Genomic DNA, 26,180 nt, shown 5'->3' with positions numbered 1-26,180 from the left:
GGATTGCGAGGGCCTTGGCGAGTGTCTGTTGCATATCGGTATTCCTAGCGTGCTTCGCGCCAGTCGCTGCCGAGCAGCCGTGGCACACCGTGAATCACCGCAAGCACCATCAGGACGACGATGACGCTGAGAGCGGCGGCCTCGCCGACGTCACCGCGATCCATCTGCGAGAGGATCGTCGGTGTAACCAGAGACCAATGGGGTGAGACCACGAAGATGACGGCGCTGAGCGTGGTGACGCTGCGCGTGAAGGAGAAGATCATGCCGGCGAGCAGCGCCGGCTGTACGATGGGCAGCAGAATCCGCCACAGCGTCTGGCCCGAGGTCGCCCCCATGGTGGTGGAGGCCTCGTCCAACGTCCGATTGATCTGGTTCAGCGCCGCCACGCCGGAACGGATGCCATACGGCAGCGAGCGGACGACGAAGGCGGCGATGATGATCGCGGCCGTGCCGGTCAGCATCAAGGGCGGAGCGTTGAAGGCCAGTCCGAAGGCCAGGCCGATGACCGTCCCGGGAATGGCCAGCGGCAAATTGGCCACGAAATCGAGAAGCGATTGGCCTGGCGCACGCGTGCGGGCCACGACCCAGGCGATCAGCAGGCCGATCGTCACGGACAGGAAGGACGCGACGACCCCTAGCAGCAGCGTGTCCATGAGCGCGCCGCGCGACTTGGTCAGTGCAGCGACGAAATGTTTCGTTGTGAAGCTGTAGTTGATCCCGAATAGCTGGGTAAATGCGCCAGCCAGGATTGTCGCGTATTGCAGGCAGATCACGAGGGTGATCACACCGACAAAAACGAGCGCGRCGAACTGAACACCCCGATGGCGCACTTCGCGATGCCGGCTGGAGCCCTTGGCGCCGACCGATGAGAAGGACATCCGCGCCGTCAGCGCCTTGTGCGCAAAGAACATCAGCACAGCGGGCAAAAGCAGCAGCACTGCCAGCGCCGCCCCTTTCGGAATATCGTACATGCCAATGATGGTCTGATAGATCTGAGACGACAGGACCGGGAAATCGCCACCAAGCAGGAGGGGGTTTCCAAGGTCCGCGAAGGAGTAGCTGAACATCAGCAGCATCGACCCTGCCAGACCCGGCACGAGGAGAGGCAGGCTGACCGTTCGCAGCACGTTCCAGCCATTCGCCCCCATGGTCGAGGCAGCCTCCTCCAGCGAGGCATCGAGCCCGCGGAAAAGATTCAGCATCAGCAGATAGGCGAACGGAAAATATGAGATCAGTTGCGCGACGACGAGGCCGGTAAATCCGTAGAGCCCGGTTGTCTGCACGCCCAACAATTCATGCGTGATCAGGCCGCGGCGGCCGTAAAGCATGATCAGGGCAAGTGCCATCAGAATAGGCGGCGAGATCGTCGGTAGCAACGCGAAGAAGTGCCAGATCTTCTTGCCGGGTATGGCAACGCGGGCGATGGTATAGGCATAGAGCGTCGCGAGAACCGTGCCGAGCACCGCGACGGTTGCGCCGAGCAGCAGCGTGTTCCAGAAAACCTTGCGATTATAGGGATCGGCGACGGTTCCCGTCAGCGAAGCCAGGGAGAAGCGCCCGTCGGTCGTGAATGCCCGGGCCAGCAGGTCGAGCATGGGATAGGCTGTGAAGATGAAGACGAAGACTGCCACGCCGGGAAAGACCCAATAAAGGGTCCAATCCCGACGTTGCGTTCCCTCCGCCATGCCCGCAGGCGCAACGGACGTCATTGGCTCACTTGCGCCCCGCGAGGATATCGTTCTGGAAGCGCGCGATGATCGTCTTGCGCGTTTCCGAATTACCGGCCCAGTCGAAATCGAAGTCGATCAGCTTGGCGCTGGCGAACGGCTTCACGAGATCATGGACCTTGGCCTTGGAGTTGGTCGGCATGTCGAAATATTCCGACGCAGCCAGGATCTCCTGCGAGGCGGGTGTCACCGCCCAGTCGAGGAATGCCTTGGCGGCTTCCGCTTCCGGCGCATCCTTGAGCATGACGGCGCAGAACAGATCGTAACCCGTGCCCTCGCTCGGTAGTGTCATCTCCAGCGGGAAGCCCTTGTGCATGCTGCCGAGGATATCGTGCGCGAAAAGAATGCCGACGCCGACTTCGCCACGGCCGACAAGCTGGGTCGGACCAATTCCCGAACGGGTGTATTGCGAAACGTTGGTATTGAAGCGCTTGATATAATCCCAGCCCTTTTCCTGGCCCATCAATTGAAGGACGGTCGCCAGGAAGGTGTAGCCGGTGCCGGACGTCGCAGGGCTGCCGATGCAGATCTGCCCGGCGAATTCCGGCTTGGTCAGGTCCTCCCAACTGGTCGGCGCCTTGAGGCCCTTCTCCTTGAGAAAAGTCTTATTCGAGGCGATGCCAATGAAATCGACGTCGATGCCGGTCCAGTAGCCCTCCGGATCGACGTGCTTCGCCGGGATGTCCGTGACGCCCTTCGGCTTGTAGGGCTGCAGCAACCCCTCGCTCTTCAATGTCATCATCGAGGGCAAGCCGATGCCGTAAAGCACGCTGGCCTGCGGGCGCGCGCGCTCGGCACGGATCCGGTTCACGGCCTCTCCCGCGGATAGGCGGAGGAAAGTGGTCGAGATGCCCGAGCTACTCTCGAAATCCTTTGCCAACGCCGCGCATGTCGGCTCAGGCGGCCCCATATAGGCGGTCAATTTCTTAACCTGCGCCTGGGCGGCGAAAGCGGGGAGCAGGGTCGTGCCTAAAAGGCCGCCCGCGAACCGCCGGCGATTCAATTTCATCAGATTCCCTCCTTGAACATTATTGTTGCGCAAGGAATATTTGTTCAGTCACTTATTTGTCAAGCAGCCTCAGCCTTAAGCACTGGTTGGTCCCGTCAGCTGGGGGGCATGCACCTCACTTTCCAGCAAACTAAGCACTTAGAAATCCATGGCGGGCGTCCCTAATAATCAAGCACTAACTTCAGCGACCAGCGCCTAACCGTCTCGGAGGAAACGGCAAATGCCGCGCTGCAGCAGCATCTCCTCGACCAGTCGAAGGCTCAGCGGGAAGCGGAAGTACAGCCACACCGCATGGGCGATGATCGCGGGCGGGAAACGATGGCGCTTGTAGGTACGCAGGGCAGGCTTATGCGAACCCACCTACAAGGCTGGTGCTAGGCCGAAGTTAACGTGACAATGCCGTCGACGGGTTCTATGCGGTCAACGTGAAGGTATTCCGGATGCTTCCGTCGGGCACGGTAATCAAATGGTATGTCAAAGACTAGCCCGATCTCGCCACATCAAAGACCGCAGTGGCGCTTTATACGAAAGCTATTGAAGATCAAACTAGTGCACTCATCGATCATATTCGGCAAGCGCAACTGGCAGTGATTGTATGACCACGTTTCCTGCGGCTGGCAAACCGGCAAGAACGGCGCTCACTATTTCATTCCGGCTAGCGCCATGGCCTTTCGCCTGGGCAACGTGAAAAGGCAGGCCGCTGTCCAAGCGTGTGGCTGCTAGGATGCCAATGTAAACGAGCGCCTCTGTTTTCGCATCTAAAGCCGATGCCGTTCCAAGTTTCTCGACAGCTTCAAGCCACGCCTTCTGATGATCAGGCGCGTCGGTCAAGAATGTCTGAAACGCATTACTTACGCGTGAACTGGCCGTCATTGCCACCCCCCCACCCCGATTTGAATCTGTTCAATAATATCAATTTGACGCCATTTCTGCTGCGAACGGTTTATGGCAATCGGTGCATCGTCAGCAACCGGTGCAACCGTGACTTTCAGCGTGTATCGTTGGAGCGCCCTCCACGCCAGCGGTAGCCGCTGTAAGAAGGCATGCGCGACTGGTAGACGGCCACAGGCGTGTGTTTTGGAGTGCACCCCTGCGGGTAGACAGGATCAAGCTGCGGATTTGACCGTGAGGCGGGCGTGTTGATCCTCGAACTGCTGCGGGCTGAGATAACCGAGCGCGGAGTGCCGTCGGTCTGCATTGTAGGCCTGATCGATGAAGCGCGGAAGGTCGGAGAAGGCGCTTGCTGGCCATAATGCCGGAAGCAAGAGCTTCAAAGTGCACCTCGACGGCTATAATCAGGTGGAATACCTCTCTGGAAAGAGCCCGAAGACCGCGCGCAAGGAGTTCTTCTACTTCAGCGACGACGGAGACTTGCTCGCACTGCGCTATGAGCACATCAAGATCCATTTTATGATCCAGGAAGCGACCGGCATCGACGTCTGGCGCCGTCCCTTTACGACCCTGCGGGCACCGATCTTTTTCGATCTCAGCATCGACCCCGGCGAGCGCGCCCAGGAAGGCATGGGATACAACGACTGGTGGTATCGAAGGGCGTTCATCGCGGTTCCGGCGCAGAATATCATTGCGCAGACCCTGGCGTCGTTCAAGGACTTCCCACCCCGGCAGAGACCCACGAGCTTCACCGTGGATCAAGCCATGGAGGCGTTGACGCAGACGTCGGCTGGAAGCAAATAGAGCCGACTGAACCGACAGTTCACCGCATGGCAACTGGCTCGGCTGGGCTGACAGGCCTCACAATCCCCCGAAGGCCGTTGCGAGGCGTGAGGCTCATTTCAGTGTCGCAGACGGAGCCAGAAATCAGCTGACGCTGCGGGGGACGTTACGGGCCGGTTCGTTGCCTTACCGTTCGCACGATCGGGCTAGCCCCCGAGCGGACATTGCAGGTGGCCGCTTTGGGCCAAACTTCGATCGCCGCCCCTATGGCGGCGAATGACTGGGAGCTTAGGTTCGGCGGCACGCTCAGTTTCTGCCGATCCGCGCCCCATTTCCGGACATTGGCTGGCCTCCAGGAAGCGGACGTTAGCATCACCACGCTGAGCGTTCGCTTTCGCCCCGCAAATGGGGAAAGAGCGGGTTCAAACCTGTGGCCGGGCGAGACTGGATATCCAGTCGGAAATCTTTTCACTGGCCGAGCGGCTTTGCCAATCCGAGAAGGTGTAAGGCTTCGAGGCTGCTGCATCCTTGTCGAACAGAGCGGTTTGAAGGGGATCGGGCCATTCTTATTTGAGGAACTGCGCCCCTCGGCATGTGTTCATGGCCCAAGGAGGATACGCCATGAATGCACTGACTTTAGCTCTGCTCTTCGCAGCCGCGATCGCCGCGACAGCCTGTAGCACGACCGAGCAGCGCGTCGGCGGAGCCGCGGTCGGAGCCGGCACCGGCGCCGCAGTGGGCGGCCCGGTTGGCGCGGTTGTCGGCGGAGCAGCAGGTGCTGTTACAGCGCCAACGGTCGTGCGGGAGACGCGGCGGGCGACACGCTGAACCAAATTGCCTCTTGCATCGCCGCACTTGACTATGTCTCGGAAGACAAGGACGCCCCCTACTCTGGCGGCCGAACGATCCCGCGAAAGCGCGTTAAAGAATTTGGACCTCCATGAGATCGGGCGCAGGTCGAAATCGCTGCAGTTTGAACCAGGCCTCCGGCAGCCCAGCTTGCTCGATCATCAGCCGTCCGAGGCCTACCTTGTCGTCTGGTGCCTGCCTGTACCAAGCCTCCAGCCGGTCAACATTCGCCGTGATACCGATCGCCTCGGCTATTTTTCAGCATCGCGCCTGACTGCTGAGTCGGGCAGAAGCACGAAGAAAGAGCAAATGCCTCGATAGATCAGAAGTTACATGGTCGGAGCTCGTTAACATCCTGTCCGCAAGCGGACCTCCAGAATGCTGTTACAGCACAGGTCCTAGTGAGTTTCGGGGCCGGCAATTGGCGAACTCGCCTAAGCGCTTGGGCATGGCCCGACCAAAAGTCGACCCGGCCATCGATCTCCCATTCGTCAGAACATGTGGAAAGGCGGCTTGGCATCGTCCGGCAGGAGCGCCTTGTAGGGCGTCCGGACCAGACGCTCCTGGAAGTCGGCCTTAGCTTGTTCCAACAGCCCCGGTTCGACGAGCACGTCCACGGCGACGCCCGCCATGACCTTCGCGACGTGAACCATGCCCTTGTGCGCCAAGGGTGACTGGCCATGAGCCGTCAACTGCCAGGAATGGCCCGGCGTCCCAATCGTATAGGTCGCACCGCGCGCCTGGACTGTTGGCACTGCCCAGGAGACGTCACCGACATCGGTCGAGCCCATCATCCGCGGTCCCGGCACCTCCTTAGGCGCGATCGCGTTGCAGAGCGGGAAATCGGTCACCGGCAAACCCGAGCGGCGGAAAGCGCTTTCGATATGTGCAGGCGTCACGGTCTTCTGCATGCGCCGGGCGAAGGCGACGTCGTCCCCATCGAACGGAGGCGGACCGAGGCGATCGAAATTGCGCTGCATGGCCTCTTCGAGAGGTGTGTTCGCCAGCAGGTTGCTCATCGCGCTGACGACCTCATCGGTGACAGTGGTCTCGGTCATCAGCGCCGCGCCTTCGGCGATTTTCCGAACGCGGGCAAGGAGCTCGTGCACCTGGGAGACCATCGTCGCGCGCACGACGTAGCGCAGCCTGGCCTTGGCCTGCACGACGTTCGGCGCAATGCCGCCGGCATCAAGATAGGCGTAGTGAATGCGGGCATCGGATGGCATGTGCTCGCGCATGTAGTTGACACCGATATTCATCAGCTCCGCGGCGTCTAGTGCTGAACGGCCGAGATGCGGCGCTGCGGCGGCGTGGCTGGCGCGACCGGAGAACTCGAAGTCGATCGTTGTATTGGCGAGCGACATGGCCGCGGTCACCGCTGCGAAATCCGCCGGATGCCATGAAATCGCGATGTCGACATCCTTGAAGGCGCCTTCCTTGACCATGAACGCCTTGCCAGCCCCGCCTTCCTCCGCCGGGCAGCCATAGTAGCGGACACGGCCCTTGAGCCCACGCTCCGCAAGGAAATCCTTGACGGCCGCGGCCGCCAGCATGGCACCGGCTCCCAGCAGGTTATGGCCGCAGCCATGACCGGCCGGCTGGTTCGGAAGCGGCTGGTGCTCGGAGACGCCGGGAGCCTGCGACAGCTCCGGCAGCGCATCGTATTCGCCGAGGATGGCGATCACCGGGCCATCTTCTCCCGCCTCGCCCATGACGGCGGTCGGCAATCCGGCGATGCCTGTCTCCACGCGAAATCCCTCGCGCTGAAGCTGCTCGGCATGGGCCGCGGCCGACTTGACCTCCCGGTAGTTGAGCTCGGGCATTTCAAAGACGCGGTCGCTCAGCTCGATGTAGTCCGCCTGCTTTGAATCGACGATCGTCCAAATCTTATCGGTATTCTGCACAGTCTTCTCCCGAGATGCATCCGCGCCCGCATGGGCCGCTGAAGGCCGTCGTCAGCCGCGTTGCTCCGGCGTCGGCTGCCTCAGCCGCGAGAAGCTACTACAAGGCGGGCGGCAGAACGGCCGAATTTTGCTCCGAAGAATGGGCGAATGTTGCAGGCCGATCGCGTTTACGCGCGCCCTCCGAAACTCGGGAAGCTTGCCATTATCTGCTCCCGCGTTCAGGGCTTCCCTTGCGCCAAAAGCGGAAATTGGCTGCCTGCCTGATAGCGGGCCTTCATTGCCAGCACGTGTTCAACCGCGCACATCCTCCCGTCGCAGATATGCGGGACGCCTAACGCTACGGAGATTGAAAGCGGACGAGCTCGCCGAGATAGGGCTTCGCGATCGGAGAAGCATAGCCGCCGCTGCGGCTCGTCGACAGCCGCAGGTCGATGAGGCCTTCCAGGATTTTGACGCCACAGGCCACCCCGTCCACGATCGGCACACCGAGTTCGCGGGCCAGTGGGTCTACGAGATCGGCCATGCCGGCGCAGCCGAGAACGATGCAGTCGGCCTTGTCTTCGGCGATGGCCAGCCGGCACTCGGCCAGGATGACCGAGGCTGCATCTTTCCCCTCGGTCTCCAGGTCGAGCACCGCGAGCTCGGTGGTGCGCACACTGCGGCAAGCGTGGTCCATGCCGTAGGCGCGCACGAGATGCTCGAGGATGATCCGGCTGCGATGCTGCGTTGCCACGATCGAGAAGCCGCCGCTGATGAAGGAGGCCATGTGCATGGCCGCCTCCGCAATGCCGACGACCGGGCCATTCGCGATCTCGCGGGCGGCGCGCAGGCCCGGGTCGTCGAAGCAGGCGATCAGGTAGCCTTCATAGCCTTCGGCCGCGCCCTTGCGCACCTCGTCGAGGACGCCGAGCGCGCTGATCGCCTCGTCGTAATGCCCCTCGATCGAGACCGGCCCCATGGCCGGGCTGACCGCGAGGATCTCCGTGCCCGGCCGCGCAACTGCCAAGGCCGCCTCGCCGATCTTGCGGGTCATCGACAGCGTCGTGTTGGGATTGATGACCTTGAGCTTCATCCTCATGCCTCTCTTCTGCGGCGCGACTGCGGGGCACCGCCCTGCAGTCATCCTGCCCTTACTCGGCGGTGATCAGGGCGTAGTTCTTCGGCTGCCGGTGCTGGACGAAGTTGAAGATGTTGTCGCGGATCTCCCGGCAGCGCTCGAAATCCGCGACCGCCGTGATGACCTCGTCCTCCAGCGTCGTTGTCAGGGCAGCGAGTTCCCCCGTGGGCGCGATGATGCAGGAATGACCGAGCAGCATGCAGCCCTCCTCGACACCGGTCTTGCCGGCGGCGGCAGTCCAGGCGCCGTTCTGATAGGCGCCGGCCTGCATCGAAAGCAGATGGTGGAAAGAGCTTAGATGGTCGTGCTGCGGCACGGGCGGGTTGTGCAGCGGCGTGTTGTAGCCGCCGCAGATCAGCTCGGCGCCCTTCAGACCCATCACGCGCCAGGTCTCGGGCCAGCGCCGGTCATTGCAGATGAACATGCCGAGCTTGAAACCCTCGACGTCATAGACCGGGAAGCCGAGGTCGCCCGGCTCGAAATAGCGCTTCTCCAGATGCTGGAACGGCCGGTAGGCCTCGTAGTCCTTGTGGCCGGGGAGATGGACCTTGCGATACTTGCCGACGATGCGGCCGGCCTTGTCGACGGCGATCGCCGTGTTGAATCGGCGCTTGACCCCGCCCTCGACCACGAGTTCCGCGAAGCCGATATTGAAGCCGATGCCGAGCTCTGCCGCAGCCTCGAACAAGGGTCGTGTCGCCGGACCCGGCATCTGCGTCTCGTAGAAGGAATCGAGTTCGGCCTCGTCCTCCAGCAACCAGCGCGGAAAGAATGTGGTGAAGGCCAGTTCCGGAAAGACGACGAAGTCTGCGTTTCGCGCCGCCGCCTGCTTCAGCATGTCGATCAGCCGCGCCACCACGCGCTCCCGGCTGTCGCTGCGTTGGACCGGCCCCTGTTGGGCGACCGCGAGGATGATCTTGCCTGGCATAGTCCTGCCTCCTTGTCCGATGATCCGTTTCAACGCCGGGCTGCGTTGCCGCGCGGCCGGTAGCGCGCGCGCTTGAGGAAGCGGCCCTCGCCGGGCTCACCGACATAATCGCGGTTCTCGACGACCGTCTTGCCGCGCAGCAGCACCGTGCGCGGCAGGCCCTTCACGCTGCGCCCCTCATAGGAGGAGTAGTCCATGGCGTTGTGCATGGCTGATTGCGTGATCGTCATTTCGGCTTCGGGGTCCCAGATCACGATGTCAGCGTCGGAACCGACCGCGATGGTGCCCTTCTGCGGAAACAGGCCGAAGATCTGGGCCGGGCGGGTCGCGACGAGGTCGACGAATTCGGTGAGGCCGATCCGCCCCTCATTGACGCCTTGATAGACCAGCATCATCCGCTCCTCGACGCCGGGAGTGCCGTTCGGAATCTGGCGGAAATCGTCCTTGCCGAGGACCTTGTGGCGGCCGAACGACCAGGAGCAGTGATCGGAGGAGACGGTCTCCAAAACCCGATCGGCCAGCGCGTCCCAGAGCAGCTCCTGATCGGCCTTGGTTCGGGCCGGCGGCGTGAAGACGAATTTGGCGCCCTCGAAGCCCGGCCGGTCGAGATCGTCCTTGGTGAGGTAGAGATATTGCGTGCAGGTCTCGGCGATGGCGTCGACGCCGCGCCGCCTGGCCCGCAGCAATTCGTCGAGCGCCTCGGCGCAGGTGAGATGGACGATGTAGATCGAGGTGCCGACGATCTCGGCCAGCGCGATGGCGCGCGCCGTCGCCTCGGCCTCGACGCGGGGCGGCCGGCTCAGCGCGTGGTAGAGCGGCGCGGTCTTGCCTTCCGCGACGAATTTGTCGCGCAGATAGTCGGCGGCGTCGCCGTTCTCGGCATGGACCATGACCAGCGCGCCGCTCTGCTTGGCCTGTTCGAGCGCCTTGAGCAGGACGGTATCGTCGATCATGACCTCACCGCGATAGGCCATGAACAGCTTGAAGGAGGGAATGCCCTTCTCGGGCAGGGTCGCGAGTTCCGCGAAAACCGCCTCGTTCATGTCGGTGACGATGATGTGGTAGCCATAGTCAACCGCCGCCTTGCCTGCCGCCTTGGCATCCCAATGGGCGATCGCGTCGGCGAGGCTGCCGCCCCGCTTCTGCGCACAGAAGTCTATGATCGTCGTCGTCCCACCGCAGGCCGCCGCGATCGTGCCCGTGCGGAAATCATCGGCGGAGCGCCGCTCCCCCTCACCTACATCGATATGGGTGTGCACGTCGATGCCGCCCGGCATGACGTAGCAGCCGGCGGCGTCGATCTCCCGCGCTGCTTTCGGGAAGCTGCCGCCGATCTGCACGATCTTGCCGTCGGCGATGCCGATGTCGGCCTTCGAGAGCCCGGCCGTGCTGACGACCGTTCCGTTGCGGATGATCACATCCATCGCGTCGCTTCCCTTTCTCATCTGTTGTCTTGCAGCGCCTTGCCCCTTCGGACCCGGGCGCGGGGAGGTCTTCGAGAGATCGTTCCGTGACTCTCGTTCCGCGTCAGCGATTGCGCAGCCTTGGATTGAGGGCGTCGTTCAGGCCCTCGCCGATCAGATTGATGGCGAGCACGGTGAGCAGGATGGCGACGCCGGGAATGGCCGTCAGATACCAGGCGGTGCGAAGCTGGTCGCGGCCGGCACCGATCATCGTGCCCCAGCTCATCACATTGGGGTCGCCGAGCCCGAGGAAGGCCAGCGAGGACTCGGTCAGGATCGCGCTCGCGACCATGATCGAGGCGGTGACGATCACCGGCGAGAGCGTGTTGGGCAGGATCTGGCGGAAGATGATCCGAACATCGCTCATGCCGATCGAGCGGCAGGCCAGCACGAAGTCGCGCTCGCGCATCGTCATAAACTCGACCCGGACCAGGCGCGCCACCGGCGGCCAGGAGACCAGCGAGATGGCGAGGATGATGGTGAGGAGCGAGGGATGAAGCAGGGTCACGATCACGATCGTCAGCAGGAAGGGCGGCACGGTCTGGAAGGATTCCGTGCAGCGCATCAGGATGTCGTCGACCTTGCCGCCGTGATAGCCAGCGAAGGCGCCTGCGACGATGCCAAGAAACAGGGCCGCCAACGTCGCCGCGATGCCGATGCAGAGGGAGATCCGGGCGCCGTGGAAGATGCCGGCGGCGAGATCGCGCCCCAGCGCGTCGGAGCCGAGCGGGAAACCGGCTTCCTCGCCAGGCCACAGCATCGGGCGGGTCACCATCGACCAGGGGTCTTCCGGAAAGACGAGGGATGCGAGCAGCGCCATGGCGACGATCGCGATCAGGAGCAAGCAGCCCAGGACGCTCGTCCAGCGCTGGCAGAAGGCGCGGAGGAACTTGCTGCGAAGGAGCGTCACGACAGGATGATCCTTGGGTCGACCAGCGCGTAGACGATGTCGACGACGATGTTCATGACGAGGACGAGCACGCAGCTGATAACCAGCACGCCCATCAGCAGGTTGAAGTCGCGCTGGAAGATCGCCTCGGAAGCCAACCGTCCGAGCCCCGGCCAGGCGAAGACGGTTTCAATCAGCACGGCCCCGCCGATGAGCGAGCCGACCTGCAGCCCGACCATCGTGACGATCGGCAAGAGCGCGTTGCGGAAGACGTGACGCCACGCGACGGTGTCGTCGGAGAGCCCCTTGGCCTGAGCGGTGCGGACATAGTCGGAACTCTGGACCTCCAGCATCGAGGCCCGCATCAGCCGCGTGTAGATGGCGATATAGAACAGCGAGAGCGCCGCGCTTGGCATCACCGCATGGCGCGCGATGTCGAGGATCCGCTCCCAGGTCGAGAGGCGCACGCCCAGCGTGGTCATGCCGCCGGTCGGGAACCAGCCGAGCTGGACCGAGAACAGCACGATCATCATCAGCGCGATCCAGAAGATCGGCGTGGCATAGAACAGCAGCGCGGCCAGCGAGATGGCGTTGTCGAGCGGCTGGTTGACGTGGCGCGCGGCGGTGACGCCGAGCAGGATGCCGGCGCTGACCGCCGTGGTGATGCTGATGCCAAGCAGCAGGAAGGTCGGCGGCAGCCGCGTCATGATGAGCTCGGACACCGGCTGGTTGGTCCGCAGCGAATAGCCGAGGTCGAAGCTGAGGATGTTCAAGGCATATTTGTAGAGCTGGACCAGGAGTGGCTGGTCCAGCCCGAGTTGCTGGCGCATGCGCGCCAGATATTCTGGCGAGGCCGCGCCCGCCTCCCCCGCGAGGACGTCGACGACGTCCCCGGGGGCACTGTGGAGCAGGACGAACAGCAGGACGATGATGACGAGCATGGTGAGCACGCTCTGCATCAGCCGCCGTGCCACGAAACGGGGCAGGTTCGACACGGCCTGGCTCCTATCGCGCTATTCGGCCAGCCAGGCCGTGGCCAGATTGCCATAAGCGCCGTCCGGGCCGACCGTCGGGTTATGCAACTTCTTGTTGTAGACGGTGGTAAAGCTGAACTCGAACAGGTTCAGGATCGGCAGGTCCTCGGCGACGGTCTTTTGCGCCTGGGCGAAGAGAGCCTTGCGCTTCGTCAGGTCGTTTTCCTCACGCGCCTGCTCCCAGACCTTGTCGAGATCGGGGTTGCTGTAGCCCGAGGCGTTGGCGAAGGTGACGCCCTTGCGGATGTTGGGACCGTAATACAATCGCTGTACGCCGGCCGAGGGATCGGCGAACATGAAGAGGAAGTTGATCGACAGATTGAAGTCGTAATCGGTATAGACGCGGCGCAGGAAGGTCGGCGAATCCGAGGAGCGGATCTCGACCTCGATGCCGATGCGGGCCAGGCTCTGCTTGAGATACTCAGCCATGCGCGAGAATTCGGGAGAGGGCGTCAGCTCCGTCGTCAGCTTGAAGCGCGGGGCGGAACCCTTGCGCGGGAATCCGGCCTGATCGAGCAGATCATTGGCCTTCTTCTGATCCTGGCCATACATCGGCACGCCGTCGGTGGTATAGTATGGTGAATCCGAGGTGAGCGGGCCGGTCGCGATCTTGCCGTAGCCGAAGAGGATGTTGTCGAGGATGAACTTGCGGTCGAGCGCATACATGATCGCCTGACGGACGCGCTTGTCCTTGAGGTATTCGTTGCGCGTGTTCACCTCGACCATCGCCATCGGCGCGAACATCTGGTAGCCGTCCGTCGTCACTGCCAGTTCAGGCTTGGTCAACAGGCGCTTGAGATCCGAGGGCGCAACCGCGTTGAACACGCCGAGCTGGGCCTCGCCGGCCTCCAGCGCGGCCGCCCGCGAACCGCCATCGGGCATGACCCTCATCACGATCTGATCGAGATAGGGCTTGCCCTCCTGCCAATAGCCCGGATTGCGCTCAAGCCGGATATACTGGCCGCGCTGCCACTCCTTGAAGACGAATGGCCCGGTGCCGACCGGTGCATTGTTGACCGGATTAGTGCGGATGTCGGTGTTCTCGTAGAGATGCTTGGGAACAACCTGGGCGTCCCAATTGCCGAGCATCGAGAGCAGGAACGGCACAGGCTTGGACAGCTTCACCACCACTGTCATGTCATCGGGCGTCTCGACGCCTGAGAGGTTCGACCAGGTCACGCCGCTGCGCGGGTGCAGCTTGCTCCAGACCTCGGAGATCGAGAAGGCGACGTCGGCGGCCGTGAATGGCTTGCCGTCATGCCACTTGACGCCCTCGCGCAGCTTGAAGGTGTAGGTCAGGCCGTCCGGGCTGATGGTCCAGCTGGTTGCAAGGGCCGGCACTGGCTGCTGCTTGGCGTCATAGGCGACGAGACCCTCGAGGATCTTGCTGGAGACCATCACGATCGGAGTCGAAGGGTTGAAGGCCGCCGTCAGCATGGCCGGCTCCCAGGTCAGCGCGACCGTCAGGACGCCGCCGCGCCGCGGCGCTTCCTGGGCCAGCACCCCGCCAGCCCCGCCCATTCCCAGCGACAAGGCCGTGGCCGCGGCGCTGCCCAGCAGCGCACGGCGCGTCAGGAATCCCGTCCCGCTCTTCGTCATCACACCTGTCCCCTTTTTTCGCCCCGCAGCGCGGACGCGGCATTAATACAATCATCATTGATGATGATACTGGGTTTGGCAAGGCTTGAATGCGGTCGCTCTCAACTCGGCAAAACGGCGCTCAAAAGGGAGGCAGGTTGCACCTTGCCAGCGCAGGGAATGATTGGCCGATAGGCATCGAAGCTCTGTTTGCGGCTGTATATGGAGCGCCTCGGGCCGGAGTGGCCGATCAGCCCCCGACCTGCATCGAATCGCGGTAGCCGCGAACGACGGCGATCAGCTTATCGAGGTGCCGGCGCATCGCATGCTCGGCCTCCGCCGGGTCGCGTTCACGGATCGCCTCGGCGATGCGAGGATGATCGAGCGCCATGCTCATCGCGGTCCCAGTGTTGTCGGCAATGTGGTCAAGCAACTTAGCCAGCGGATCATGCCGTGGGTCGAGCAGCATCATCGTCATCGCCGCGAGCATTTCATTGTGAGAATAACGCGAGATCAGCTCATGGAAATTATGGGCGGACACAGCCCGACTGCTGGCTTCGACGCAATCGACATGCTGCATCGCGGCCGCAACAATTTCCGCCACCTCCGCTTCGGTCGCCCGTTGCGCAGCCAGTCCGGCTGCCTCGATCTCGACCGCTCGACGCACATGCAGCAGATCGATCAGCTGCTGGATCGTGCTGCCGCCGACAGCGGCCGTGACTCGCGCGCCATGGGCCGCGAGGCTGCCGCTCTGAACGAGTTCTGCGAGCCTGTCTTCTCCCTGCGGGGTCAGGATACGCCCGCGCTTGCCAAGCGAGCGGGTAAAGCCGAGCTCGTCGAGCTGCCGCAGGTAACGTCCCGCCGTCGCCTCGGCGACATCGATCCCCGCGCTGCGGAAGGCGCCCGCCAAACTGAGCGCACCGGACGGGCCTTCCGCCTCAGCCAGAACCCGCAACGCGATCAGCTGCATGCGATCCTCCAGTGGAAGATTCGTATCGGAGCCCGCGTCGTTACCGTTCGTCATCATCTGGTCCACCGCCAGGCACCGGATGTCGCTGCGCGAATCACGCGGGCTCCTGCAGCAAAGACATCCCCAAGCCATCGTCATTCCGCCTGCATATCCTAAATCCACAATCCGCGTGAATTTCCTCCCGGAAAGCGGAAAAGCGCGACGGGCCATCGGCCCGCCGCGCCCCGCGCAAGCGCCTGCGCCTCAGGGCTTGAACGCCGGGAAGCTTTCCGGCGAGAGCTGGTCGATCGTCCGCTTGGCCCAGTCGCCGTTCTCGGTTCCGGCCCACATCTTCGCGGCCGCCTCCTGAACGCCGGCGGCGAGCTTCGGCAGGTCGACATTGGGGATGTGCCGCTCCCGCATGATCCACTCGCCATCGACGATCGAGCTGTTCAGGTCCTCGGCCTGCGCGGAATAGACGATATTGCGGATCGGATCGCGCACCGGGGTCATGAACATGCTGCGCCCTTCCCAGAGCAGCATGTCGGCCTTGGCGCCGACCGAGATCCGGCCGAGGTCGTCGCGCCCCAGCGCCTTCGCGCCATTGAGCGTGGCGGCGTTGAACACGTCTGCCGCCGTCGCGACGTCGGTGCGCCGGTCGACGATCTTGCTGACGACGGCGGTCCAGCGCATCGCTTCGATCATGCTCTGCGGGCAGGTATCGGTGGCGATCGTCATGTTGACGCCGCGGGCGAGGTAGCGCGCGAAACTCTCCATGGCGATACCGCGCCGCGCGAAGACCCAGACCGCGTGGGCGACATTGGTGCCAGTGTCGGCGAGGATACCGATGTCGTCGGCATGGTAGTTCGTCCAGGAGGTGCCACCGGGCATAATGGCATGGCCGAGGATCACGTCGGGGCCGAGGAAGCCGAGCTTGTTCAGCCATTCGATCGGCGTACAGCCATGGCGGCGCGTCATCTCGATGAATTCCGGCACAGACTGCGAGACGTGCAGCGCGAGCGGCACCTTCATCTCCGTTGCAGCCGCGCGCGTGCGCTTCAGCATGTCTTCCGATGTGGTGTCGACCTGATAGGGCGTCAGGAAGCCCTTGATGCGGCCGTTCATCATGCCATCGTGTTTTGTGATGAACTGCACGGCCTTTTCTAAGCCGTCCTGGCCATCATCCGGCAGCCAGGTGTATTTCACCGTCTTGCCGTCGTCGGTGTACCAGCGGCCGGAGCGATGGCCCTGGCCGACATAGGCGCGCAGACCCGCCCCGCCGGCCATCCTGACCGTATCCTCGCCATAGCCGCCGATCTCCATGATCGTGGTCGTGCCGGTGCGGATCAGCTCCGGGACCGAGAACGCGATGCAGGCGCGGCGCATGTCGTCGGTGATCGACACGTCGCGCGCGATCAGGAACTCGAACAGACCCGAGAGATAGAAGGAGCGCGGCCCGCGATCCTCGACATAGCTCTTGTCGAGCGGGGATTCGGTCAGATGGGCGTGGGTGTTGATGAAACCCGGCGTGACGATCTTCTCCGGCGCATCGACGACCTCGTCGACCTCTCCCTCGAAACTCTTGCCGACATGGATGATCCTGTCGTTCTCCCAGACGACGACGCCGTCGCGGAGATGGCGATGGCCTCCGTTCTGAAAAGCGATGATGTGGCCAGCCTTGATCATTCTGCGCATGCGTCGTCCCTCCCGATGCCGAGCCATGGGCCCTGCCGGTTCAGTATCGCATTGGACAATCATCATCAATAATGATTAAGAGTTCTCGGCCCAGTGGAGAACGCATGATGCCGGCAGATGCCACCCGGATTCTGATGGAGCTGCGCGAAACCGGCCGGACCATGCAGCCGATTGCCGATATTCCCTATGAGACCGGCTATACGGTCCAGCGCGAGGTTGCCGAGGCCCTTGGCCAAACGTCGGCGGCTGGAAGGTGGCGATCGGCCCCGGCGGCGTGCCGATCGGTGCGCCGCTTCTGGCTTCGACCATCCATGGCGACGGCGTCTGTCTCGGTCTTCCGGCCGGTGACTTCATCAAGATCGAGACCGAGCTCGCGCTCCGCCTGGCCAGCGACCTTCCGCCGCGGGCCGTTCCCTACACACGCGGGGACATCGTGGCGGCGATCGCGTCCGCAAGTTCGGCCTTCGAGATCGTCATTCCGCGTGCCGGCGAGCCGCCCGAGATCCCCTTTGGTTTCTATCTTGCCGATTATCTCGGCAACGGCGCGACGGTCCTCGGCCCGCCCGCCGCCTGGACACCTCCGCCGCAAGGATGCAGGGCCCAGCTCTGGCTCGACGAGGCTTTCGCCGCGACGGGAGAACACCCGCAGATCGACCCGCTGGCTTCACTCCTCGCTTATGCCAACTGCCAGCCGGACCAGATGGGAGGTCTGCGGGCAGGGCAAATCGTGATGACCGGTTCGATCACGAAGCCGCTCCTGCTTGGAAAGGCCAGATCGGCACGCGGACAAGTCGGCGAGCTAAGTCCGGTGAACTTTTTTCGACCAGAGTTGCGCTCAACGAGCTGAGCTCGTGGGAAGATTTGAGCGGCGTGTGCCTCGGCGACTGGCGGAGTAGGAGCGCCTCTGACCGTCTCGCGCCACAACCGGACATTGGGAGCTCGCTCAAATCCGGACACTCCTCGTTGCGCCAGTGCCAGCTGGCGCCCCAAGCGGACGTGACAGTCCGGTTCTGCGCACTCAGCAAGCATCGGCTAAAAATCCGATATTCGGTCAACCTTCTTGGTCAGCTTTCCTGCGACTCGATAGCGTTGTCCGGAGGTTGGATTGGCGCCGGCGAGAGAACGCAATCAGAGGCATGCCAGATGGTCCACGGAACCGAGGGCGAGCCATCGCCTTAGAGTGCTTGACGCAGCGGTCCACAAGCCGGGCGTTCAGCTCCCTGTAGCTTGCGAAGCGCGGCGTCGGCGCGAAGCAGCGCTCGCACACGTTGCCCGCCTGGTTCTCACCCGCGTCATCCTCAGCCTCGCCGCGCCACAGCAAAGCGGCGCAGCGCAGATGATCCCCGGAAACGGTTCCCTATTGGACGCCGATCACCGGAATTGGCGGAGACTCATTGCACCCCGATTTCTTCGCTGGCCTACCCCGCCGCCCCAAGCCTCAAAGCCGCGGCCGGAGGACGATGCTTACAAACCTGCGGCCAGCGGCCATAAACTCGCCCTTAACCTCGATCGGTCATTTCGTCGGACTAGTTAGTGGCTTCGCGCGGGCTGTACCTGCTGCGGCGCGAGGGTGGCAAACCATGCGGCTGATCGTCGGCACAATCATCGTCTTCGTCTGCGTCTTCGGCAGCTACGCGGCGATGGGCGGCCACCTCGAGGTCCTTTGGCAGCCGTTCGAGTTTGTTATCATCCTCGGCGCAGCGATCGGTGCCTTCGTCATCGGCAACCCCGCGCCGGTGCTCAAGGCCGTGCCCGCCATGCTCGGCACGCTCATGAAGGGCCCCAAGTACAAGCAGGAATGCTATGTCGAACTGCTGGGGATGCAGTATTCGTTGTATAAGCTTGTGAAGCAGAAGGGCATGCTCGCGGTCGAGCAGCACATAGAAAATCCGAGCGAGTCGACGCTGTTCAACGCCTTCCCGACTTTTGCAGCGAACCATCATGCGGTCGAGTTCGTCTGCGACTACATGCGCATGTTGACGATGGGCGCCAACAACGTCCACGAGATGGATGCTCTCATGGACGAGGAACTGGAGACGCACCATCAGGAGCAGGAGCGTGTCGTTGCGGCCATGCAGTCGCTCGCCGACGGAACACCGGCGCTCGGCATCGTCGCCGCCGTGCTCGGCGTGATCAAGACGATGGGGGCGATCACCGAGCCGCCGGAGGTGCTGGGACATCTGATCGGCGGCGCGCTCGTAGGCACCTTCTTCGGCGTCTTCGTCGCCTACGGCTTCTTCGGGCCCATGGCGCAGTCGCTCAAGGGCATCTATGAAGCGGAATCCAAATACTACCTTTCACTCAAGGCGGGTCTCCTCGCCCATATCAGCGGCCAGCCGCCGGTGATGGCGGTAGAATTTGCCCGCAAGGCTCTGATGAGCGACGTCCGCCCGACCTTCAGCGAAGTGGAAGCGGCAACCGCCGGTCTGCCCGCCTAGATCTGACCCAATCTCCAGCAGGCCCTCGATGACCAAGCCCACCCAGCCGATTATCGTCAAGAAGGTCAAGAAGGCCGCTCATGCGCACCACGGCGGGGCCTGGAAGATCGCCTATGCGGACTTCGTGACCGCCATGATGGCGTTCTTTCTGCTGATGTGGCTGATCAGCATGACGACGCAGGAGCAGAAGATCGGCCTGGCGGAATACTTCGCGCCGGCGGCTCCAAGTCTTACAACCAGTGGCGCTGGCGGTGTCATGATGGGCACCGCCCTGGACAAGTCAGGCAGCAGGCCGTCGGCGCCCCGCGACGCGGCGAGGGGCACTAACGGGCAGGAGGACAAGGCGCGCCCACCCAGCTCGGGCCGCAGCGACCGCGAGGTCAGCCGCCCGGCCGCCGGCGTTGAGGCCAACTACAGCGCCATAGCCAGCCTCCGGCAGGCGCTCCAGAAAATGCCCGAAATTTCCGAGCTGTCGCGCAACATCGTGATCGAGCCGACCAAGGAGGGGTTGAACGTTTCCCTCGTGGACGAGTACGGCCGCTCCATGTTCCCCGAGGGCTCGGTCCAGCCCTACGACCGCACCCGTCTCGTGCTGGAAGCGCTCGCGCCCACCCTGCGCCGGCTGCCCAACCAACTGTCTGTCGCCGGCCACACGGCCGCCGCGCGCCCGGGCTCGGTGCAGGCCGCCGATTCCTGGAGCCTCACCGCCGGGCGCGCGCTCGCCGTGCGCGAGATCCTGTCGGGTGCCGGGCTCCCCAGCAACCGCTTCGCTTCCGTGGTGGGACACGCCGACACCGAGCCGCTCTTCGTCGATGACCCCTACAACCCGTCGAACCGACGGGTGACGATCACGCTGCTCAATGCGGAGCCGCCGCTGCCCCCGGGCGCCTTGCCCTGACGACAAGGCGCTTCGGCCACCTCAGACTCCGCTTGAGATTGAGCTCAGTGGCTGACACGTAAGAGGCTGACCATTGCGACGTGGATCATCGGCTCGGAGACGTCGATGCGCTGCGCGAAGTTACGGACCGGGCGCCGCGAGCAGTCATCTACGCAGGGGTCCGTCCTACGACCTATGGCGTCGGTGGGACCCTCGAAGCCTTTCCGGTTCGTAAGCGCTCGGCTTAGATCCAGGAGCGGAAGGTCCATGCCTATAGGCGCCCGCCTTCCCCTCTTAAGCCCGAGGAGGCGTTGCCCAGCGGCGCGGCGAGGCCCGGCTCGGCCGTGCGCGCTTGGGACTTCAACGACAGGCCGATACAGTGCCGATAATTGAAGATTATCGGGAAAAACGACCAGGTCCTTAACACGGTAATCTGCGGCTGCCCGCTCGACCATGATGTCCGCCGCCATCCTGTACTCGCTCGTCATCCTCGATGTGCGGCTGAAGCCGAAAAGGTTGAGGTCGGCGTTTTCATGGTGATGGTCGGATTGGGCAAAAAGCCTGTCCCCTGCCTTCGGCCAGCGGATGACCGAATTGCCGCCAGATTCTTCTTCGTCGGCTATTGCCTAGCCTCAGAGCGCCCGCGCTTGCAGCAATTCCCCGCTAGCGCGCGAACGCCTTATCATTGGTTCCGCCTGCGCAGCTACCGACCTCAATAGCGCGCCACTAAACCGACATTCCGAGCGCGAGCTAATGGGCCAGTTTTGGCGGTTCAAGAGTATCTCAGCCAGCCCGCCGGAAAGCGGACGCTCTAGGCGTCCGCAATGGGCCGGAACCGCCCTGCTCCGCTCAGGTCGAAATGCGCCGATTGTGTTGAAAAAGTCCGGCTAGCGCCAAATTCGTTTGAGATCGGCGCTCGACGGAGAGGAATTTTCTTCACGATTCAGGAAAATGCCCTTCGCGTCCAAACATCGCTTCAGCGTAGAGGTGAAATTTCTACTCTTCGGCCGGGTAAACCGGCGCGAAGTATTGCAGCCGACTTTTTCAACATAATCCACCCGCTCCGGACATCGAGTTACTGCCTCGAAGCGGACGTTTGGCGCATCATCGGCCGGCCGCGCGAGTTCGGTTTCACAGCTTCGGGTCCAAAGCGTCCCGCAGCCCGTCGCCTATGAAGTTGAACGAAGTTACCGCGAGCGTTATGGCGGCGCCGGGGATGATCGCGAGCCAGGGCGCGCTGGTGAGGTAGCTCTGGGCGCTTTCGAGCATGTTGCCCCAGCTCGGCGTTGGCGGCTGGATGCCGAAGCCGAGGAAAGAGATATAGCTCTCGGCGAGGATGGCATGTGCCACGTTGAGTGTCGCCGCGACGACGATGGGCGCCACAGCATTCGGCAACAACTCGCGCAGCATGATGCGTCGGCTGCTGGCGCCGAAGGAGATGGCCGCCTGGGCGAATTCGCGGGTTTTGAGGGAGCGGATCTGGGCCTCGACCACCCGCGCGACCTCCATCCAGGACGTCATCGCGATCAGAAGCACGATCGACGGCACCGAAGGCGAGACCAGCGCTGAAATGGCCAGTAGCAGGAAGATCGACGGAAAGCAGAGCATCGCGTCCACGAAGCGCATAAGCGCGGCGCCGAGAGYCCCCTCGTAGAAGCCTGCGACCATCCCGACGGCGATGCCGATGCCCATGGCGATCAGCATGGCGGAGAAGCCGACTGCAAGCGAGATACGGCCCGCCATCAGAAGACGGGCGAGGATATCGCGGCCGAGCGGATCGGTCCCGAGAAGGTGCGGGCCGGAGAAGGGCGCGGCAAAGCGGGAGCGAATATCGATGAAAGTATCCGTATAAGGCAGCAGCATCGGCCCGAATACACAGGCGAGTGTCAGCAGCACGATGCTGCAGCTGCCGAAGACCGCAAGCTTGTGGCGGCGAAATCGCCGGAACCCTGGGCTGTTCCAGAACCCTGGAGCCGGTCCGATCGAAACCCCGCTCATGAATGGCGCATCGCTCATCAGCGACTCCCGGAAATGCGGGGGTCGGCTACCCCGTAGAGCAGGTCGGCTATCAAGGAACCCAGCAGGACGAGGACGGCCGAGAACATCAGGATGCCCATCACGACGGGATAGTCGCGATAGCTGATTGAATCGAGGAACAGGCGGCCCATCCCTGGCCAGGTGAAGACGGTTTCCGTCACGAGGGCGCCCGAGAGCAGCGTGGGAACGTGCAGGCCGGTGATGGTGATCATCGGCAAGAGCGCGTTGCGGAGCGCATGCCGAAGCAGGATCTGGCGCTCGGGGACGCCTTTCGCACGAGCCGTGCGGATGTAGTCCTGGTTGACGACGTCCAGCATCGAGGAGCGCATGTACCGGCTCCAGACCGCGGTCGAAACCAGGGCCAGCACGATGCAGGGCCCGATCAAGTGATGTAGCTGGTTGAGCAGGGAGCCGTCACCGACCGTGTAGCGGTTGCCGGCCGGCAGCCAGCCGAGCCCGACGGAAAAGACGTAGATCACGACGAGGCCGAACCAGAAGGTCGGGATCGAAAGAGCCACCATCGCACCGACGGTCGCCAGCGCATCGAAAAGCGAATAGCGCTTGATGGCTCCGAGGATGCCGACCCAGGCGCCGATCGCCATGGCGATCAGCGTGGAGGTCAGCATCAGTTCGAGCGTGGCTCCCAGATGCGACGCGATGACGTGAATCACCGGCTGCTGATCGCGGTAGGAGCGGCCCCAATCGCCGCTCAGCATGCGCCAGAGCCACTCGACATACTGGATCGGCAGCGGGCGGTTCAGGCCGAGCTGTTCCGCTATCCGGTCCAGATCGGCCTGGGTCATATCGCCGCCCGCAGCGAACTGCGAAAGCGGGCCGCCTGGTGCCAGATGCAGGATCGCGAAACCGATCATCGAGACGATGAGCAGCAGCAACAGCGACTGGCCCAGTCGGCGGATAAGGAACCCGATCAAGACATCGCTCTCCCGATCTTCTTCATGAAGTCACGTCGGACCGGCTTACTTCGCCCAGTACCAGCTGCCCATGTTCCAGGCATTCTGGCGCTGGTTGATGTTGGGGCGGTATCCGACGAGCCCTTCCTTGACGCCTTCGATCGGGGCGTACTGGAAAATCGGAAGGATCGGCAGCTCCTCGCGGACAATCTCCTGCAGCTTGAAATAGATCGCCTTGCGCTTTTCCTGGTCGAAGATTTCCTGGCCCTGTTTCATCAGGGCGTCTGCCTCCGAGTTTTCCCACTGCATGTAGTTGCCCCCGCTGCCGCCCTTCACCGGGATCGCATCGGAGGCGAAGCGTGAGGCCGGGTCGGGATCGACGCCCGTGCGGAAAGTGGTCCCGACCAACAGGGACTGGAATTTCGAGCGAACGTAGAACTCGCCCCAGATAACGGCCGCCGGCATATTGTTGATCGTCATCTTCGCGCCGATCTGCTGCCAGTCCTGTTGCAGCAGCTGCTGGCACTGCTCGCGCAGCTGGTTGCCGGTCGTGGTCGAGACCGCGAATTCTAGCGGAGTGCCGTTCTTGATGCGGACGCCTGAACCCGAGCGCTTCCAACCGGCATCGTCGAGCAGCTTGTTGGCCCGATCCAAGTCACGCTTCTGAGCCGGCAGGTTGGGATTGAACGCCCAGGATTCCCGCGGCGCGAAGGACTCGGTCGGTTTCGGAACGCCGTAATAAATCGCGTCGATGATGGCCTGCTTATCCATTGCCGCGTAGAGCGCGTGACGCACCGCTTTCTCGGCGAAGGCCTTGTTGCCGAGGTTCGGCATGATGATCTCGAGGTTGCCGCTCGGCGCAACCGCAACCTTTCGCCCCGGCAGCTTGATCGCTTCCTGATAGAAATTGGCGGGAATGCCCGAGATGATGACGAGGTCGACTTGCCCAGTGCGGAATTGGGCGTACAGCGCCGTCATGTCCGGCACGTATTTGAGGACGGCCTTTTCGAGATAGGGGCCGTCGCCGTGATAGTTCTCATTCGCGACGAGCGTGATGTTGTCGCCCGGCTGACGTGTACCCCAGCGGAAAGGGCCTGTTCCAACGGGAGCGTTGTTGAACGGCGCTGTGTTCGGGTCCCCCGCCTTCCCAAGAATATGCTTCGGCACGATGTGGGTGTTGGCCAGCATCGCCAGATAGGGCGCATAGGCCTTCTCCATCCGCCAGCTGATCTCGTGCGGTCCCTTGACTACGATGTCTTTGACGAAGGCGTGGCCGACTCGTGTGCGTGCCTTGAAGCCGGCAGTGTTGATCAGTTCCAGCGAGTACTTGACGTCTTCCGCCGTAAACGGCGTGCCATCATGCCATTTGACGTCGTTGCGCAGCTTCACTGTCCAGGAGAGGCCGCCCTCCGCGATGCCGCCATTGGCTTCGCTGGGGACCTCGACCGCGAGGTCGGGCTTCAGGCTGCCATCGGGCTCCGCGACCCACAGCGAGTTGAAGACGCTCGTCCAGACGACCTCGTCGACTTCAACGCCAGGCATCAGCGGATTGAACGCGACCGGCTCTTGAGAAAGACCAACGACGACCACGCCTTTTGGCTTGGTGGGAGGCGGCGGATTGGGCTTGCCTGCAGACTGAGCATGAGCGCCGAAGTTTGTGGCGGCGGCCAGAGCCCCCGCACCGAGCCCGAATAGATCACGGCGATTGAGGTCGAACGGCCATCCGGCGCGGTTACTCGTCATGTTTGTATCTCCCTTCCCAAGCGCCCCGCGGCCGCTTTCGGCCATTGATCAAACATCAGAATATTGAAACTATTAGCGAGAGTTGCCGTACGCGTGGTTCACTTTGGCCGAAAATTTTCATCATAGCCGGCTGCCGTCAAGCTGAATTTGGGCGCTAACGTTGACTTATCGGGCGTCAAAACCTTTTAACTATCTGATATTGAATATCTTTCTCCGCAAAACTTCATATTTTCAGTATAATGGTTGCATCCGCTCACTCCTCATCATATCGTTCACTGAACTTACCCAGCCGCGAGCCCCCATGTCGGACACCACTCAGACTGCCGAAAGCCTCGAACCCGAGACCGAAGAGCAGTTGGAGAATCAAAGGATCGGCCGACGCCTTCGCGCTCTGCGCACCGAGCGCGGCATGACCATTCTTGAGATGGCGGCGAAGGCTGGAGTGTCGGCCGGCAGCATCAGCCAGATCGAGCGCGGCGCGACAAACCCCTCGATCAGCACCCTGCAGAAGCTGCGCGCTGCGCTCGGTGTGACGCTGTGGTCTTTCCTAGAGAGCGAGGCGGAAGCTCCGCGCGAGAACCCATACGTTCGACGCCCTGGCGAGCGACCCAAGATCGTTGTTGGCGGCAGCCATTTCACCAAAGAGCTGCTTTCTCCCCGCGACAACAATCAGCTCCGCTTCATGATCCTCACGGTGCCGCCAGGTGCCCAAAGCATGGATGTGCTTACTGGGCCGGGCGACAAGGCGGGCTACGTGACGTCGGGCAATGTTGATCTGACAGTGGGAGAAGAGGTCTTTCAGCTCGCGGAAGGCGACAGCTTCCAGTTTCCGAGCACGATCCCGCATTACCTCACCAACCGCTCTGACGGTGAGGCTAGGCTGATCTGGATCATCAACATCCGGGAATCGCACCTCTAGGGCGATAGCGTCGGGCCGCGTGAGGCTGCCCATTCTTCTAAACTGTCACGAGGAATCATGATTACGCGTCACGAAGTCACCGGCCGCCTCAGCAAGGTGCTGGTTGCGAACGGGTTCGCTTTCCTGTCCGGCCTGACCGCCAAGGACCGCAGCGGCGGCGTCAAGGAGCAGACCGCAGACATCCTCGCCCAGATCGACAATTACCTGGCGATGGCCGGCACCGACAAAACGCGCATTGTTGTCGGGAACATCTGGCTGAAGGACGTGAGCACCTTCAACGAAATGAACCAGGCCTGGGAAGCCTGGGTCGACCCCAAGCAGCCCCCGGCTCGCGCCACGGTGGAGTCGAAGTTGGCTGCCGACGACATCCTCGTCGAGATCCAGGTTCAGGCGCTGGTCTGAGCCCGATAGCCCTCCGCCCTCCTGCGCGGCGGAGGGC

22 protein-coding genes and 1 pseudogene are annotated in these 26,180 nt (G+C 62.8%); 7 read left to right on the top strand and 16 right to left on the bottom strand.

Annotation, left to right across the window (positions count from 1 at the left end):
- Positions 1-44: 44 nt before the first annotated feature.
- The 4 genes and pseudogenes from AB4Z10_RS28075 to AB4Z10_RS28060 form a co-directional block, all read right to left on the bottom strand.
- Positions 45-1,709, bottom strand: a complete 1,665-nt coding sequence (locus AB4Z10_RS28075) for an ABC transporter permease (RefSeq protein ID WP_441473686.1) — start codon at positions 1,707-1,709, stop codon at positions 45-47.
- A 4-nt stretch (positions 1,710-1,713) separates the two neighbouring features.
- A complete protein-coding gene (locus AB4Z10_RS28070) occupies positions 1,714-2,637 on the bottom strand; it encodes an ABC transporter substrate-binding protein (RefSeq protein ID WP_441473695.1) in 924 nt (307 codons plus the stop codon).
- A 278-nt stretch (positions 2,638-2,915) separates the two neighbouring features.
- Positions 2,916-3,075: pseudogene (locus AB4Z10_RS28065) on the bottom strand (IS6 family transposase); the annotation flags it as partial.
- A 216-nt stretch (positions 3,076-3,291) separates the two neighbouring features.
- Entirely contained in the window at positions 3,292-3,609 is a 318-nt protein-coding gene (locus AB4Z10_RS28060) for a carboxymuconolactone decarboxylase family protein (protein ID WP_441473685.1), read from the bottom strand.
- A 339-nt stretch (positions 3,610-3,948) separates the two neighbouring features.
- Here AB4Z10_RS28060 and AB4Z10_RS28055 point away from each other — a divergent pair, with 339 nt between their 5' ends.
- Both AB4Z10_RS28055 and AB4Z10_RS28050 read left to right on the top strand, forming a co-directional pair.
- Positions 3,949-4,431: an alkaline phosphatase family protein gene (locus AB4Z10_RS28055; RefSeq protein ID WP_441473684.1), complete on the top strand. Its 483-nt coding sequence runs from the start codon at positions 3,949-3,951 to the stop codon at positions 4,429-4,431.
- A 600-nt stretch (positions 4,432-5,031) separates the two neighbouring features.
- Positions 5,032-5,238 (top strand): hypothetical protein, encoded by a 207-nt coding sequence (locus tag AB4Z10_RS28050; RefSeq protein WP_441473683.1) that lies wholly within the window; start codon positions 5,032-5,034, stop codon positions 5,236-5,238.
- Positions 5,239-5,750: 512 nt separating this feature from the next.
- Here AB4Z10_RS28050 and AB4Z10_RS28045 read toward each other — a convergent pair.
- The 9 genes from AB4Z10_RS28045 to AB4Z10_RS28005 all read right to left on the bottom strand — a co-directional run bounded on the left by AB4Z10_RS28045 (position 5,751) and on the right by AB4Z10_RS28005 (position 16,816).
- Positions 5,751-7,163, bottom strand: coding sequence for a M20 family metallopeptidase (locus AB4Z10_RS28045; RefSeq protein WP_441473682.1), 1,413 nt, complete (start codon positions 7,161-7,163; stop codon positions 5,751-5,753).
- Between the two features lie 337 nt (positions 7,164-7,500).
- Positions 7,501-8,241 carry an aspartate/glutamate racemase family protein gene (locus tag AB4Z10_RS28040; protein ID WP_441473681.1) on the bottom strand — a complete coding sequence of 247 codons (741 nt, stop codon included), beginning with the start codon at positions 8,239-8,241 and terminating at the stop codon, positions 7,501-7,503.
- 52 nt (positions 8,242-8,293) lie between these two features.
- Positions 8,294-9,208: an N-carbamoyl-D-amino-acid hydrolase gene (locus AB4Z10_RS28035; RefSeq protein ID WP_441473680.1), complete on the bottom strand. Its 915-nt coding sequence runs from the start codon at positions 9,206-9,208 to the stop codon at positions 8,294-8,296.
- A 29-nt stretch (positions 9,209-9,237) separates the two neighbouring features.
- The gene (gene hydA, locus AB4Z10_RS28030; protein WP_441473694.1) at positions 9,238-10,743 is read right to left on the bottom strand and encodes a dihydropyrimidinase; all 1,506 of its coding nucleotides are present in this window, start codon (positions 10,741-10,743) and stop codon (positions 9,238-9,240) included.
- Positions 10,736-11,581 carry an ABC transporter permease gene (locus AB4Z10_RS28025; RefSeq protein WP_441473679.1) on the bottom strand — a complete coding sequence of 282 codons (846 nt, stop codon included), beginning with the start codon at positions 11,579-11,581 and terminating at the stop codon, positions 10,736-10,738. Before AB4Z10_RS28025 ends, hydA begins: the two co-directional genes overlap by 8 nt.
- Positions 11,578-12,555, bottom strand: coding sequence for an ABC transporter permease (locus tag AB4Z10_RS28020; RefSeq protein ID WP_441473678.1), 978 nt, complete (start codon positions 12,553-12,555; stop codon positions 11,578-11,580). The genes AB4Z10_RS28025 and AB4Z10_RS28020 overlap by 4 nt, the downstream gene beginning before the upstream one ends.
- Before the next feature lie 18 nt (positions 12,556-12,573).
- On the bottom strand, positions 12,574-14,193 hold the full coding sequence (locus AB4Z10_RS28015; RefSeq protein ID WP_441473677.1) for an ABC transporter substrate-binding protein: 1,620 nt from the start codon (positions 14,191-14,193) through the stop codon (positions 12,574-12,576).
- A 229-nt stretch (positions 14,194-14,422) separates the two neighbouring features.
- Positions 14,423-15,199: a FadR/GntR family transcriptional regulator gene (locus AB4Z10_RS28010; protein WP_441473676.1), complete on the bottom strand. Its 777-nt coding sequence runs from the start codon at positions 15,197-15,199 to the stop codon at positions 14,423-14,425.
- A gap of 186 nt (positions 15,200-15,385) precedes the next feature.
- Positions 15,386-16,816, bottom strand: coding sequence for a chlorohydrolase family protein (locus AB4Z10_RS28005; RefSeq protein WP_441473675.1), 1,431 nt, complete (start codon positions 16,814-16,816; stop codon positions 15,386-15,388).
- A 253-nt stretch (positions 16,817-17,069) separates the two neighbouring features.
- Between AB4Z10_RS28005 and AB4Z10_RS28000 the strand changes: the two genes are divergently transcribed.
- The 3 genes from AB4Z10_RS28000 to AB4Z10_RS27990 all read left to right on the top strand — a co-directional run bounded on the left by AB4Z10_RS28000 (position 17,070) and on the right by AB4Z10_RS27990 (position 20,152).
- A complete protein-coding gene (locus AB4Z10_RS28000; protein ID WP_441473674.1) occupies positions 17,070-17,663 on the top strand; it encodes a hypothetical protein in 594 nt (197 codons plus the stop codon).
- A 547-nt stretch (positions 17,664-18,210) separates the two neighbouring features.
- The gene (motA, locus tag AB4Z10_RS27995; protein WP_441473673.1) at positions 18,211-19,254 is read left to right on the top strand and encodes a flagellar motor stator protein MotA; all 1,044 of its coding nucleotides are present in this window, start codon (positions 18,211-18,213) and stop codon (positions 19,252-19,254) included.
- Positions 19,255-19,282: 28 nt separating this feature from the next.
- Complete coding sequence (locus tag AB4Z10_RS27990) at positions 19,283-20,152, top strand: flagellar motor protein MotB (protein ID WP_441473672.1); 870 nt, start codon at positions 19,283-19,285, stop codon at positions 20,150-20,152.
- Between the two features lie 1,110 nt (positions 20,153-21,262).
- Here AB4Z10_RS27990 and AB4Z10_RS27985 read toward each other — a convergent pair.
- From AB4Z10_RS27985 to AB4Z10_RS27975, 3 genes are read right to left on the bottom strand one after another with little or no spacing between them, the layout of a single operon-like run.
- Entirely contained in the window at positions 21,263-22,147 is an 885-nt protein-coding gene (locus AB4Z10_RS27985) for an ABC transporter permease (protein ID WP_441473671.1), read from the bottom strand.
- On the bottom strand, positions 22,147-23,100 hold the full coding sequence (locus AB4Z10_RS27980) for an ABC transporter permease (RefSeq protein WP_441473670.1): 954 nt from the start codon (positions 23,098-23,100) through the stop codon (positions 22,147-22,149). The genes AB4Z10_RS27985 and AB4Z10_RS27980 overlap by 1 nt, the downstream gene beginning before the upstream one ends.
- A gap of 45 nt (positions 23,101-23,145) precedes the next feature.
- Complete coding sequence (locus tag AB4Z10_RS27975) at positions 23,146-24,822, bottom strand: peptide ABC transporter substrate-binding protein (RefSeq protein ID WP_441473693.1); 1,677 nt, start codon at positions 24,820-24,822, stop codon at positions 23,146-23,148.
- 301 nt (positions 24,823-25,123) lie between these two features.
- Between AB4Z10_RS27975 and AB4Z10_RS27970 the strand changes: the two genes are divergently transcribed.
- Together AB4Z10_RS27970 and AB4Z10_RS27965 are read left to right on the top strand one after the other, a co-directional pair.
- Positions 25,124-25,741, top strand: a complete 618-nt coding sequence (locus AB4Z10_RS27970; RefSeq protein ID WP_441473669.1) for a cupin domain-containing protein — start codon at positions 25,124-25,126, stop codon at positions 25,739-25,741.
- A 57-nt stretch (positions 25,742-25,798) separates the two neighbouring features.
- Positions 25,799-26,143, top strand: a complete 345-nt coding sequence (locus AB4Z10_RS27965) for a RidA family protein (RefSeq protein ID WP_441473668.1) — start codon at positions 25,799-25,801, stop codon at positions 26,141-26,143.
- Positions 26,144-26,180 lie beyond the last annotated feature (37 nt).

This window comes from Allobosea sp. RAF48, from assembly GCF_052114025.1.
Taxonomy (GTDB): Bacteria; Pseudomonadota; Alphaproteobacteria; order Rhizobiales; family Beijerinckiaceae; genus Allobosea.
The sequence above is the reverse complement of the archived record's forward strand: the minus strand, read 5'-3'. Positions and strand labels throughout refer to the sequence as shown.